Annotated in this window: 11 protein-coding genes; 7 read left to right on the plus strand and 4 right to left on the minus strand. The window is 64.5% G+C overall.

Annotation, left to right across the window (positions count from 1 at the left end; all coding sequences use genetic code 11):
* Nucleotides 1–190: 190 nt before the first annotated feature.
* The 7 genes from LQG66_RS30865 (at nucleotide 191) to LQG66_RS30895 (ending at nucleotide 9,019) form a co-directional block, all read left to right on the plus strand.
* Nucleotides 191–691, plus strand: coding sequence for a (2Fe-2S)-binding protein (locus LQG66_RS30865; RefSeq protein WP_231319594.1), 501 nt, complete (start codon nucleotides 191–193; stop codon nucleotides 689–691).
* Complete coding sequence (locus LQG66_RS30870; RefSeq protein WP_231319595.1) at nucleotides 688–3,108, plus strand: aerobic carbon-monoxide dehydrogenase large subunit; 2,421 nt, start codon at nucleotides 688–690, stop codon at nucleotides 3,106–3,108. The genes LQG66_RS30865 and LQG66_RS30870 overlap by 4 nt, the downstream gene beginning before the upstream one ends.
* Before the next feature lie 279 nt (nucleotides 3,109–3,387).
* On the plus strand, nucleotides 3,388–4,257 hold the full coding sequence (locus LQG66_RS30875; protein ID WP_231328014.1) for an AAA family ATPase: 870 nt from the start codon (nucleotides 3,388–3,390) through the stop codon (nucleotides 4,255–4,257).
* Nucleotides 4,254–5,459, plus strand: a complete 1,206-nt coding sequence (locus LQG66_RS30880; RefSeq protein WP_231319596.1) for a vWA domain-containing protein — start codon at nucleotides 4,254–4,256, stop codon at nucleotides 5,457–5,459. Before LQG66_RS30875 ends, LQG66_RS30880 begins: the two co-directional genes overlap by 4 nt.
* A gap of 342 nt (nucleotides 5,460–5,801) precedes the next feature.
* Complete coding sequence (locus tag LQG66_RS30885) at nucleotides 5,802–6,635, plus strand: XdhC family protein (RefSeq protein ID WP_231319597.1); 834 nt, start codon at nucleotides 5,802–5,804, stop codon at nucleotides 6,633–6,635.
* Nucleotides 6,636–7,070: 435 nt separating this feature from the next.
* Nucleotides 7,071–8,552 (plus strand): sensor histidine kinase, encoded by a 1,482-nt coding sequence (locus LQG66_RS30890; RefSeq protein ID WP_231319598.1) that lies wholly within the window; start codon nucleotides 7,071–7,073, stop codon nucleotides 8,550–8,552.
* Nucleotides 8,549–9,019, plus strand: coding sequence for a response regulator (locus LQG66_RS30895; protein ID WP_231319599.1), 471 nt, complete (start codon nucleotides 8,549–8,551; stop codon nucleotides 9,017–9,019). Before LQG66_RS30890 ends, LQG66_RS30895 begins: the two co-directional genes overlap by 4 nt.
* A gap of 170 nt (nucleotides 9,020–9,189) precedes the next feature.
* Here LQG66_RS30895 and LQG66_RS30900 read toward each other — a convergent pair whose 3' ends face one another.
* The 4 genes from LQG66_RS30900 to LQG66_RS30915 all read right to left on the minus strand — a co-directional run bounded on the left by LQG66_RS30900 (nucleotide 9,190) and on the right by LQG66_RS30915 (nucleotide 13,658).
* Entirely contained in the window at nucleotides 9,190–10,284 is a 1,095-nt protein-coding gene (locus tag LQG66_RS30900) for an HWE histidine kinase domain-containing protein (RefSeq protein WP_231319600.1), read from the minus strand.
* Nucleotides 10,285–10,585: 301 nt separating this feature from the next.
* Entirely contained in the window at nucleotides 10,586–11,410 is an 825-nt protein-coding gene (locus tag LQG66_RS30905; RefSeq protein ID WP_231319601.1) for a carbohydrate ABC transporter permease, read from the minus strand.
* Nucleotides 11,407–12,342, minus strand: a complete 936-nt coding sequence (locus tag LQG66_RS30910; protein ID WP_231319602.1) for a carbohydrate ABC transporter permease — start codon at nucleotides 12,340–12,342, stop codon at nucleotides 11,407–11,409. The genes LQG66_RS30905 and LQG66_RS30910 overlap by 4 nt, the downstream gene beginning before the upstream one ends.
* Nucleotides 12,339–13,658 (minus strand): ABC transporter substrate-binding protein, encoded by a 1,320-nt coding sequence (locus LQG66_RS30915; RefSeq protein ID WP_231319603.1) that lies wholly within the window; start codon nucleotides 13,656–13,658, stop codon nucleotides 12,339–12,341. The genes LQG66_RS30910 and LQG66_RS30915 overlap by 4 nt, the downstream gene beginning before the upstream one ends.
* Nucleotides 13,659–13,710: the final 52 nt, after the last annotated feature.

Consider the following 13,710-nt stretch of genomic DNA (forward strand, 5'->3'; position numbering starts at 1 on the left):
CGGATGCGGGGAGAGGTCGGATTGCATCGCAAGATGCAATCCGGGTGAGGGGGGACAGGTCTCACCACTCACACCGCCCGTGCGTCTGCCCCTCACCCCAGCCCTCTCCCCGTGAAGAACGGGGAGAGGGAGCGCACCGAGAGCGTGGCTCGCGTGGAGCCCAAGTTTCAAGAATGTCAGGGAGCAACGAATGCCCAAAACCCACGTCACGATGAAGGTGAACGGCAGCGAGGTCGAACGCCTCGCCGAGCCGCGCACGCTTCTGGTTCATTTCCTGCGCGAGCAGGCCCAGCTCACCGGCACCCATATCGGCTGCGAGACCAGCCATTGCGGCGCCTGCACGATCGACATCGACGGCATGAGCGTGAAGAGCTGCACCATGCTCGCGGTGCAGGCCAATGGCTCTGAGATCACCACCATCGAGGGCATGGCCAATGTCGACGGCTCGCTGTCGGCGCTGCAGGAAGGCTTCCGGATGATGCACGGCCTGCAATGCGGCTTCTGCACGCCGGGCATGATTGTCCGCGCGCATCGCCTGCTGCAGGAAAATCCCTCTCCGACCGAGACCGAGATCCGCGCCGGCATCTCCGGCAACATCTGCCGCTGCACCGGCTATCAGAACATCGTCAAGGCGATCCAATACGCCGCCGCCAAGATCAACGGCGTTGACTACAAGGAGGCCGCGGAATGAACGATCTCACTCCCACGCGGGAACAACGTGAAGCCGCGCTCGAAGGCATGGGCTGCAAGCGCAAGCGCGTCGAGGACATCCGCTTCACGCAAGGGCGGGGCAACTACGTCGACGACGTCAAGCTGCCCGGCATGCTGCATGGCGACTTCGTCCGCTCGCCGCATGCCCACGCACGGGTGAAGTCGATCGACAGCACCGAGGCGCTGAAGGTGCCGGGCGTGCTCGCGGTGATCACCGCCGAGACCCTGAAAACCGTCAATCTCGCCTGGATGCCGACGCTCGCGGGCGACGTGCAGATGGTGCTCGCCGACGGCAAGGTGCTGTTCCAGAACCAGGAGGTCGCCTTCGTGGTCGCGACCGACCGCTACGCGGCCGATGACGGCGTCAACAAGGTGGTCGTCGAATATGAGGCGCTGCCGGTGCTGGTCGATCCGTTCAAGGCGATGGATCCGGATGCACCCGTGTTGCGCGAGGATCTCGCCGGCAAGACATCGGGCGCGCATGGGCCGCGCAAGCATCACAACCACATCTTCGAATGGGCGATCGGCGACAAGGACCTCACCGATGCGGCCTTCGCCAAGGCCGAGGTGACCATCAAGGAGATGATCTCCTATCACCGCACCCATCCGTCGCCGCTGGAAACCTGCCAGTGCGTCTGCTCGTTCGACAAGATCAAGGGCGAGCTGACGATCTGGGGCACGTTCCAGGCGCCGCATGTCATCAGGACCGTGGTGTCGCTGATCGCAAAGATCCCGGAGCAGAAGATCCACGTGATCGCGCCCGACATCGGCGGCGGCTTCGGTAACAAGGTCGGCGCCTATCCCGGCTATATCTGTGCGGCGGTGGCCTCGATCGTCACCGGCAAGCCGGTGAAATGGGTCGAGGACCGCATCGAGAACCTGACCGCGACGTCGTTCGCGCGCGACTACCACATGACCACCGAGCTCGCCGCGACCAAGGAGGGTAAGGTCACCGGCCTGCGCGTCCATGTGCTGGCCGATCACGGCGCGTTCGACGCCTGCGCCGATCCGTCGAAATGGCCGGCCGGCTTCTTCAACATCGTCACCGGCTCCTATGATTTCCCGGTCGCGCATTGCGTCGTCGACGGCATCTACACCAACAAGGCGCCGGGCGGGGTCGCCTATCGCTGCTCGTTCCGGGTCACCGAAGCGGCCTATTGCATCGAGCGCGCGATGGACATTCTGGCGCAGAAGCTCGGCATGGACCCGGCCGAGCTTCGCTTGAAGAACTTCGTCAGGCCGGAGCAGTTTCCTTATCATTCGGCGCTGGGCTGGGAATACGATTCCGGCGACTACCACACCGCCATGCGCAAGATGATGGAGGCCGTGGACTACGCCGGCTTGCGCAAGGAGCAGGCGGACAAGCGCGCCGCGTTCAAGCGCGGCGAGACCCGAGACATCATGGGCATCGGCGTCTCCTTCTTCACCGAGATCGTCGGCGCCGGCCCGTCGAAGAACTGCGACATCCTTGGCATTGCGATGTTCGACTCCTGCGAAATCCGCCTGCACCCGACCGGGTCCGGCATCGCGCGCGTCGGCACCAAGAGCCAGGGCCAGGGCCACGAAACCACCTGGGCGCAGATCATCGCCACCGAGATCGGCATTCCCGCCGACAACATCATGGTGGAGGAGGGCAACACCGACACCGCGCCGTATGGCCTGGGCACCTACGGTTCGCGCTCGACGCCGGTCGCGGGCGCCGCGATCGCGATGGCGGCGCGCAAGATCAAAGCCAAGGCGCAGATGATCGCGGCCTACAAGCTCGAGGTCCACGAGGACGATCTCGAATGGGACATCGACGGTTTCCGGGTGAAAGGTCTTCCGGAGAAGGTGATGTCGATGAAGGACATCTGCTGGGCGGCGTACAACTCCGTTCCGCCCGGCATGGAGCCGGGGCTGGAGGCGGTCAGCTACTACGATCCGCCCAACATGACGTATCCGTTCGGCGCCTATCTCTGCGTGATGGAGATCGACGTCGATACCGGTGTCTACAAGATCAGGCGCTTCTATGCGCTCGATGATTGCGGCACCCGCATCAACCCGATGATCATCGAGGGCCAGATTCACGGCGGCCTCACCGAAGCCTTCGCCATCGCGATGGGCCAGGAGATCCGCTACGACTCGGAAGGCAACGTCGTCACCGGCTCGTTCATGGACTTCTTCATGCCGACCGCCGTCGAGACGCCGCATTGGGAGACCGACTTCACCGTCACTCCGTCGCCGCATCACCCGATCGGCGCCAAGGGCGTCGGCGAAAGCCCCAATGTCGGCGGCGTGCCGGCGTTCTCCAACGCGGTCAACGATGCGTTCTCGTTCCTAGGCTCCACGCACATCCAGATGCCGCACGACTTCTGGCGCAACTGGCAGGCGGCGAAGAGCCTGGGTGTGTTGGGGTAGATACGATCCGTTGTGTCGTCGTCATTGCGAGGAGCGAAGCGACGAAGCAATCCAGAGTCCCGCCCACCACCCTGGATTGCTTCGCTGCGCTCGCAATGACGTAGAGAGAAACGACTCTGTAACCGCCTCGGCAGTGCGCTCCCCTCCCCCTTGCGGGGAGGGGGCGGGGGTGGGGGTCCCCAGCGGCAGTCTCGCTTGGGGCACCCCCCTAACCCTCCCACAAGGGGGAGGGAACGGACTGGCGCCGTGCCCAGAGTTCTGACCAATCAGATCATCGACATGAAAACCCGCGACGACATCGCCCGATCCCTCGCCACCTGCGGCTACATCGCTGACGGTGAGCTTTCGACCGCGCTCTCGCTGATGCAGCTGCTGAAGCGCCCGCTTCTGCTTGAGGGCGAGGCCGGCGTCGGCAAGACCGAGGTGGCCAAGGCGCTGGCCTGCGTGCACGGCACCGAGTTGATCCGCCTGCAATGCTACGAGGGGCTCGACCAGAGTTCCGCGTTATATGAGTGGAACTACCAGCGCCAGCTGCTCGCGATCGAGGCGCATCGCGGCCACGGCGAGGGAATCGAGGACCAGATCTTCTCGGAGAAATACCTGCTGGAGCGGCCGCTGCTCGCCGCCATCCGACGCGCCACCCCGCCAGTTCTGCTGATCGACGAGATCGATCGCGCCGACGACGAGTTCGAGGCATTCCTGCTGGAGCTGCTGTCCGACTTCCAGGTCTCGATCCCCGAGCTCGGCACCATCACGGCCACCAGCATTCCGCATGTGGTGCTGACCTCCAACGGTACCCGCGAGTTGTCTGACGCGCTGCGCCGGCGCTGTCTCTATCATTATGTCGATTATCCCGATGTCGATCGTGAGGCCCGCATCATCCTGGCGCGGGTCGATGGCACGTCGGCGCAGCTCGCTTTGCAGATCGCGCGGCTGGTCGAAGGCTTGCGCAAGGAGGAGCTGCGGAAGGTGCCCGGTGTGGCCGAGACGCTGGACTGGGCGGCTGCGCTGGTCGGGCTCGACGTGCGCGATCTCAAGGACCAGCCCGAGGTCGTGTATGAGACCCTGATGTGCCTGCTCAAGACTCACGAGGATCGCTCTCGCGTCACGCGCGAGGTCGCGGCGCGGCTGTTGGGGAAGGTGGCATGAGCTGCTGTGGCGCGACACCCGACCACGAGGACATGGAGGCGGTGGCGCGGCTGGTCGCGGGTCGGCTCGGCGCTTTCCTGAAGACCCTGCGCGACAATGGCTTTGCGGTTGGCCTGTCGGAAGGTCAGGACGCCGCGGCCGTCATGGCCGAAGGTTATGCCGACAGGCCCGGCCTGCTGCGTTCCGCCTTCAAGCATCTGTTCTCCGCGCGCAAGAGCGAGTGGGATCGCTTCGACGGCTTGTTCGATGCGTTCTGGCTGGGCAAGCGCGTGCGCTCACGTAGTCTCACCTCTGGATCACCGCAGTTTGCGAACAGCCCGTCGTTGAAGAGTCTGCAGGATACCAATGCCGCTCAACAGGGGCCGCAGGGTGCGACTGATCAGATTCCCTCGGACGAGACGCCGCGCGAGGGAGGCGGGGAGGGACGCAGCGAGGGCGCCTCGCGCGTCGAGACGTTGGCCGACACCGACTTCCGCAAGCTCGCTGATCCCGACCAGGTCGCTCTCGCGCATGAGGCGGCGGCGCGGCTCGCCAAGGCGATGCGGACGCGGCTGACGCGCCGTGATCAGCTTCGCCGCAGCGGCGAGCGGCTCGACCTGCGGCGGACGATCCATCGCAACATCAGCCATGGCGGCGTGCCGATCGCGCTGGTGCACCGCCGCCGCAAGCACAAACCGCTGCGACTGGTGGTGCTGCTCGACGCCTCCGGCTCGATGAGCCCCTACACGGCGGTGTTTCTGCGCTTCATCCATGGCGTGCTCGACGCCTTTCATGAGGCCGAGGCGTTCCTGTTCCACACCCGCCTCGCTTACGTGTCCGATGCGATGAAGGAGAAGGATGCCGCGCGCGCGCTCGACCGGCTGTCGATGATGGCGCAGGGCGCCGGTGGCGGCACGAAGATCGGCGAGAGCCTGCAGACCTTCAACCGCTGGCACGCATCGCGCGTCATCCATTCGCGCAGCTGCGTGATGATCGTCTCCGACGGCTATGACACGGGCGATCCGGCTTTGCTCGGGCGCGAGATGGCGCAGTTGAAGCGCCGCTGCCGCCGCATCGTCTGGCTCAATCCGATGCTCGGCTGGGACGGCTACGCGCCGGAAGCGCGCGGCATCAAAGCGGCGCTGCCCTTTGTCGATCTCTACGCGCCTGCGCATACGCTGTCGTCGCTCGCGGCGCTCGAGCCGTATCTGGCGAGGTTGTGATGTCAGGAAATAGCAACATGGATGTGCGTGCAGGGCGTGCTGTTGCGGCATCGGCAGTCCGCTCCCTCCTCCTTCAGGGCAGGGCTATCGCATATGACGGTCCAACTTTGAGTTCGGCTCCCTCCACACCGTCATGGCCGGGCTCCGTCCCGGCCATCCACGTCGTTCGGCATCCTGGGAAGGACGTGGATGCCCGGGACGGAGCCCGGGCATGACGACGTGGAGGCAGCGGAGCGAAACGACTCAGATATTCATATGCGATAGCCCTGCCCACAAGGAGGGAGGGAACAGATCTTCTCTGTCGAAACAATGCGCTTTCGACAATCGTGAGAGGAGGAGCACATGACCGCCTCCCCCGAACTGCTCGATCTCGCCGCGCAGCTCAAGGCCAACGACGAGAGCTTCGTGCTCGCCACCGTCGTCCGTACGGTGTCGGTGACGGCGGCGAAGGCCGGTGCGAAGGCGATCATCCGTCCGGACGGCACCATCGTCGCCGGGTGGATCGGCGGCGGCTGCGCCCGCGGTGCTGTGTTGAAGGCGGCGCGCGAGGCGCTCGCCGACGGCGTCCCGCGCATGGTCTCGGTGCAGCCGGACAATCTGCTCGCCGAGCTCGGCGTCAAACCCGGAGAAACGAAAGAGGGCGTGCGCTTCGCTTCCAACATGTGCCCGAGCAAGGGCACCATGGACATCTTCGTCGAGCCGGTGCTGCCGCATCCGGCGCTGGTGATTCTGGGCGCGAGTCCGGTGGCGCTGGCGCTCGCCGCGCAGGCCCGCACGCTCGGCTATCACGTGACATTGGCGGCGCCGGCGTCCGATCTGGTCACGACGCCGGAGGCCGATGTGCTGGTCGATGGCTTCGCACTGGATCAACTCGCCGGAGGCCGCCGCTTCGTGGTGGTGTCGACGCAAGGCAAGGGCGACGAGGCGGCGTTGCGCGCCGCGCTCGCCTGCGACGCCGCCTACCACGCCTTCGTCGGCAGCCGCCGCAAGATGGACAGCCTGCGCGACAAGCTCATCAGCGATGGCATCGACGCCGCGCTGCTCGACAGGGTCAAGGCCCCCGCCGGGCTCGACCTCGGCGCCATCACGCCGGAGGAGATCGCGATGTCGATCCTGGCCGAGATCACGCTGACGCGCCGAAGGGGGCAACGTGAAGCAGGAGCATCGGCACGCTGAGTGGCCGAATCACTGAGCCGCGCGCGCAGCCCGACAAGCTTTCTTGTCCGCCGAAGCTTGCACTAAGGTACAAGTGACACCTGGGTCTCATTTCCACGATGACGGCTGCGTGGGTACCGCGATGAGCCGTATCTCGTCTCGGGGCTTTGACTGGTGTATGAATTCGTGTTCCTGTCGTTGAAGACGAGCAGATCGAATTCGTTGTTGCGATCGTTGCGTCAGTTGTCCTGTCCGTAAAACTACGCCTGCCGTAGCTGCTGTAGAGCTACGACAGTCGAATCTGCGACACCGACGTTCGCTATTCCAGATCGGTCGAGATCGATGTGCTTTCGCCGTCCGCGACGAGCGGCGGTTTGCGTATCGTACGATGGCTGGATTTACGTTTGCGATACTGCGGACTGTTAGCCTGTCGAGCGTCCTTCCGCCGATGTGGAGATGGGGGCAGGGATGAACAAATTTACTCCCGAAGATATCGTTCATCTCGCCGTCGAGGCGTGCCCCAGCGGCATGATTATGATCGATGCGGGTGGAAAGATCGTCCTGGTTAACGCCGAGGCCGAACGGCTGTTCGGCTACGGACGCGAGGAACTCTACGGCAAGTCGATCGATCTCCTGGTGCCCTCGGCGATTCGCTCCGGGCACGCCAGGCATCGCGAGGAATTTCTCGTCAGGCCGGAGGCTCGGCGCATGGGCGTCGGCCGCGACCTCTATGGTGTGCGCAAGGACGGCACGCAGATACCGGTCGAAATCGGACTCAATCCGATACAGACCGCCAATGGATCGATGATCCTCAGTGCGATCACCGACATCACCGAACGCAAGCTCGCGGAGGAGCGATTCAGGCTCGTCGTTGAGGCGTGTCCGAGCGGCATGATCATGACGGATGCCAGCGGCAAGATTGTCCTCGTCAACGCAGAAGCCGAGCGCCTGTTCGGTTACGCACGCGAGGAGCTCTATGGCAAGTCGATCGACATCCTGGTTCCTTCTGCGGTTCGTGCCGGGCACGCCAAGCACCGCGATGGATTTCTCACCCAGCCGGAAGCCCGACGCATGGGCGTCGGTCGCGATCTCTACGGCGTGCGAAAGAACGGAACGCAAATTCCCATTGAAATTGGACTGAACCCGATCCGGACGAACGACGGATTGATGATCCTGAGCGCGATCACCGACATCGCCGAGCGCAAGCGGGCAACGCAAGCACTTGCCGCGCGTACCGAGGAATTGCAGCGCTCGAACGCCGACCTCGAGCAGTTCGCCTATGTGGCGTCGCACGATCTCCAGGAACCGTTGCGTATGGTGTCGAGCTACACCGAGCTACTTGCCGAGCACTACAAGGACACGCTCGACGAGACATCCGAAAAGTACATTCGCTATGCGGTGGACGGCGCCAAACGCATGCAGCGGTTGGTCAAGGATTTGCTGGCGTATTCGCGGGTGGACGCACAGGGAAAGAGCCTCGCTCCGGTCAGTTCGGAGGGCGTGGTGAGGCACGTGCTGGAGGGGTTGAGGGGGGCGATCGAGGAAAGCCACGCCGCGGTGGAGTTTGGCACGTTGCCGCTCGTGCACGCCGACCGGGTTCAGCTTGCACAGGTGTTCCAGAACCTGATCGGCAATGCGCTGAAGTTTCATGGCGAAAGCCCGCCAAGCATCCGCATCGGTGCCAGTCGCAAAGACGGCAAGTGGCTGTTCCATGTCCAGGACAACGGCATCGGCATCGAGAGGGAATATTCGGAGCGTGTGTTCCAGATGTTCCAGCGCCTGCACGAGCGCAGCAGGTATCAGGGCAGCGGTATCGGCCTCGCCATTGCAAAGAAGATCGTCGAAAGGCATGGCGGCCGCATCTGGTTCGAGTCGGAGCCGTGCAATGGCACTACGTTCTACTTCACAATACCTGCAACGGAGGATGTCTCGCCATGAGCGATCCTATTCATGTTCTGCTCGTCGAGGATAACGAGGCCGACGTGGACCTGACGCGCGCGACCCTGGACCAGACGCGATTCGACATCCAGATATCGGTCGCCAAGGATGGCGTCGAGGCGATCGACTTTCTCTATGGCAAGGGGAATTGGTCCGAGCCGGGCCGCCCGACGCTGATTTTGCTCGATCTCAATCTTCCGCGCAAGGATGGACGACAAGTGCTCGCGGTGCTCAAGAGCGAGGACGATCTCAGACGTATTCCGGTCGTGATCTTGTCGTCATCCGACGCCGATAGCGACATCACAAGCTGCTATCATCTCGGCGCCAACTGCTACATCGTCAAGCCGGTCGATCTGAAGGAGTACCGTTCGCTCGTGCGCGTGATGGAGGATTTCTGGCTGGGCGCAGCCAAGCTGCCGCGGCGCGAGGGACATTCCAACGCGACCCGCGTCGGGGGGAATTGGTAGAGCTGTGGAAGATCGGTAGGGTGGGCAAACTCGCTGACCGCGGCAATGCGCTGCTTTACGCGGAGCGTGGTGAGAGCGTCGTGCCCGCCACCGTCGTTCGCGCGATCTCGGCGGCGGCTGCGCGACGGGACAGCGCGGTTGAGATCATGTGCCGGACAGGCAGAGTCCGCTCACGCCGTCAGCGGCAGATCGAACGTCACCTTCAACCCGTCGGCGGCGAAGTCGCGCGTGACCTGGCCTTTCAACGCCGCGCCGATAATGCGCTCGAACAGCAGCGAGCCGAAGCCGTTGCGGGCCGGCGGCGTGACCGGTGGTCCGCCATTCTCCTGCCAGGACAACTTGAGGCGTCCGTCGGCGAACGTCCAGCCCAGCGCCACGCGCCCCACATCGTTCGACAGCGCGCCATACTTCACCGCGTTGGTGACGAGCTCGTGCAGCCCCATCGACAGATAGAGCGCGGCGCTCGGCGCGAGCTTCACGGCAGCGCCGTCGACGGCGACGCGTTCGCCTTGCAGCGGTGCGAGCTCGGCCTGCACCAGCTCATCGAGCGTAATCGCCTCGCGTCCGCGATCGAGCGCCAGCGCGTGGCTGCGCGTCAGCGCCGCGATGCGGCCGCGCAAGACCTCGCCGAAATCAGCGAAGGCCGCATCGGCGCGGACGCTGAGCGCGATCACGCTGTCGACCAGGGCCAGCGTGTTCTTGACGCGGTGATTGAGCTCATGGACCAATACGCGCTGGTGTTGCTCGATGGTTCGTCGGCGCGCATTCTCGGTGCGCAGCGCGATCTCGTCCATGACGATCTCGCTGAGCTCGGTCAGTTGCGCGATGTCGTCGTCGCTCCAGGCGCGCGGCACGTGATCGATGGCGCACAGCGCGCCGATCACTTCGCCGCCCGGCAACTTCAAGGGAATGCCGAGATAGGCATGCACGCCGAGGCTGGGGATTGCGAGGTTGTCCTTCACCAGCGGGTGCTGCTGCGCATCGCTCACGATCAGCGGATGTGCCGTCGTGACCACGTGCTGGCAGAACGAATGGCTGAGCGGCGTCTCGCGCAGCGAAGCCCACGGCTCGCACAGGCCGACCGAGCTCTTGAAGAACTGCCGGTCGCGATCGACCAGCGCGATGATCGAGGCCGGCGCCTGCAGCAGCCGCGTGACCAGCCGAGTCACGCGATCGAAGCCCGGCTCAGGCGGCGAGTCGAGCAGGTCGGTCTGCAACAGGGCAGTCAAACGGTCTGGCGCGGGAGCGTCGCGATCGGGCGGCATAAGGGTCTTCGTTGGTCGGGCGGTTCAGCCGGTGACGACAGGCAGCACGACTAACCGAGCGGGATGCCAGTCCGGCACTGGACGGTCGTGCGACGCGGTGGAGTTCGGCTGGAACGAAGCCGGCACAGATGAAACCGTCAACGCGATCACCGCCGCTTCACGCGCGGCGGAGAATCCCGGTTCCATCCAGGTAACCAAGGGGCAGACTATGGCCTGACCAAGGCAATTTCGACATTCTGCCGCAGGTTCTCTCTGGCATGCATTATATCGAAGAAGTCGCCCGCGGCCGACGCCGCTACCGTCAACCGCCCTTCACCGCGCCTGCCGTGAGGCCCGCCACGATCTGCCGCTGCGCGAATACCGTCAGCAGCAGCACCGGCAAGGTGACGATCAGCGCCGCCGCCGCGAGCGGACCCCAGCTCAGCTGATCGAACGAGATCATGTTGTAGACCGCCACCGGCAGTGTGCGGGTCTCGCGTCCCGCCAGCACGACGCCGAACACGAAGTTATTCCACGAGAATATCACCGCCAGGATGAAGGCGACGGCGAGCCCGGGCTTGGCGACCGGCAATGCCACGTGGCGGAAGACCTGCCAGCGCGTGGCGCCGTCGATGCGCGCGGCCTCCTCGAGCTCGATCGGCGTGGTCTCGAAATAGCCGATCATGATCCAGATCACGATCGGCACGGTGACGACGAGATGAATGATGATCTGCGGCCACAAGGTGCCGAGCAGGCCGAGCCACTGGAACATCAGGAACAGCGGGATGAGATAGGACAGGCCGGGCGTGATGCGCGCGATCAGGATCACGATCGCCGATTTGTGCGCCGCCATCCGCGCAATGCCGTAACCGGCGGGAACGCCGACCAGCATCGCCAGCGCCGTCGCGCCGCCGGTCACCAGCACGCTGTTCTTGAAGTAGGTGAAGAATCGGTTCGATGACAGCACGTCGCCGTAATTCTTCCAGGCGAAATGCTCCGGCCAGAACACCGGCGGATAGGCGGCGTTGTCGACCTCGAACTTGACCGACAGCGAGATCATCCAGAGGAAGAAGAGGATCGCCGGCGAGACGATGAGGAAGACGCCGAGCGCGAGGCCGAGCCGGCCGAGGATAGTGCGCGCACTCATGTGTCGCTCCCCAGCGCATTCCACTGCGCGCGCCGCCGCAGCACCAGCAGCAGCGCCGTCAGTGCGATGATCAGCGCGAAGAACACCACCGCGATCGCCGAGGCGTAGCCGAGGTCGTAATAGACGAAGGCGACGCTGTAGAGATAGAGGTTGATGGTCTCCGAGGCCGAGCCCGGGCCGCCCTGGGTGATCGCGAAGATGATGTCGAAGCTCTTGATCGCGTCGATGGCGCGGATCATCGCTGCGATGAACAAAAACGGCATGATCAGCGGCAAGGTGATGTAGCGGAACATCTGCCAGGTGCTGGCGCCGTCGATCTGCGCGCTCTCATATGGCTCCGTCGGCAGCGAGGCGATGCCGCCGAGCACGATCAGCATGACCAGCGGTGTCCATTGCCAGGTCTCGACCAGCACCAGCGACGGGATCACCGTGCCCGGGTGGAACACCCACAGCTGCGGCGGTAGGCCGGCGAGCGACAGCAGGTAATTCAGGATGCCGAGCTGCGGGTGGAACATCATGGTCCACACCAGCGCGATCGCGACCGGCGTCGCCATCATCGGCATGATGAACAGCGCGCGCAGCAGCCCGCGCCCGGGGAAGCGGGCATGGAAGACCACCGCGGCGAAGGTGCCGAGCACCAGCGGCAGCAGCACCGACAGCGCGGTGTAGGACAGCGTGTGCCCGATCGACTCGACGAAGCGCGGGTCGGCCGGCAGCCGCAGATAATTCGACAGCCCGACGAAGGTCGTGGGCGCGCCGACCTTCCACTCCTGGAAGCTCATCCAGATTGTGAACAGCCAGGGAAAGATGATCACCGCGAGCACGGTGACCAGCGCCGGCACCACGAACGGCCAGTACGATGGCGGCCGCAACGCCCGTTCCGGCGCAGCGGCCTCCGCCGCCGCGCCAGCCTGTTCGACGATGGTGCTCACGCTTTTTCGCTGCGCTCCAGGATGGGGCGGAACTGCTCGTGCGCCTTCTTCAGCTCGGTCGCCGGGTCGGCGCCCGACAGCGTGGCCGTCAGCGCAGCACCAACGAGATCCCGGAATTCAGCGACCGGGATGATGACGGGCAGGCCGAGCTTGGAGATCTTGCCGGAGTCGATCGCCGACTGCAGCCACTCCCTCGGCATCTTCACGCCGCCCTGAACCTCCGCGTCGTTGAGCACGGAGTTGCGGAATGGGACGCCGCCGCCGGCCTGCACCAGCCGGGCGCCTTGCGGCTTCGACACCAGCCACTGGCACAAGAGCCAGGCGGCCTCCTTGTTCTTGCACGCCGCGGGAATGCCGATGCCGTCGCCGTAGGTTGCCGAATATTGTCCCTTGGGACCGGCCGGCACCACCGTGTAGCCGACTTTGCCGACGATGCGCGAGGCGTTGGGGTCCTCCAGCGGCGGCGCCCAGCCGACGCCGTCGATCCACATCGCGGAGCGGCCTTGCGTGAACGAGGCCATCGACTCCATCCAGTTGAAGCCGGCCACGCCCGGAGGCGCGCAGGTCGTCAGCAGCTTCTGATACAGCTTGGTGGCCTCGATCGCCTCGGGGCCGTCGGTCAGGATGTTGCCCTTGGCGTCGAGGAACTCGCCGCCATAGTTGAGGAAGAAGTTCGTCCACAGGGTCATGTTGGCGTTGCGCAGGCCGCGGCCGACGAAACCGAAGGTGCCGTCCTTGGGATCGGTCAGCTTCTGCGCCGCCGTGACCATCTCGTCGAGCGTCTTCGGCACCTCGACGCCCTTTTTCGCGAACAGCTCCTTGTTGTAGTAGAGGATGAAGTAGTCCACCGACCACGGCAGCGAGAACATGCGGCCCTTGTCGTTGCTGGCGTAAGTCAGCCCAGCGGCAGAGAAATCGCTCGGCACGAGGTCCGGCGCGGTGAGGTTCGGATCTTTCATGAAGTCGGTGATGTCGGCGAGCCAGCCGGCCTTCTCGAACTGCCGCTTCTGCACGTGATAGCTGAGGTGGACGACGTCGAAGCTCGGCTTGCCCGACGACAGCTCGATCACGACCTTCTGGCGCTGCTGCTGTTCGGGGATCTGCTCGGATTCCACCTCGATGCCGGTCAGGGCGGTGAATTCCTTGATGTTCTTCTGCAGATTGTCGCCGCGCGGGCCCTTGGCCAGGATCACCTCGAGCTTGGTGCCGGCATATTTCTTCCACTGCGGCTCGGACCAGGCAGGCCTGCCGGTCAGCGCCAGCGCGCCTGCTGCTGCTGTGCCTGCAAGCATGTTGCGGCGCGTGATCGCGGTCATTCGTATCCTCCCGAGAAAGTCTTTTTGTTATCGTCCGGGAAGTGTAGCGCGA

The sequence above is a fragment of the Bradyrhizobium ontarionense genome, from assembly GCF_021088345.1.
GTDB classification, from domain to species: domain Bacteria; phylum Pseudomonadota; class Alphaproteobacteria; order Rhizobiales; family Xanthobacteraceae; genus Bradyrhizobium; species Bradyrhizobium ontarionense.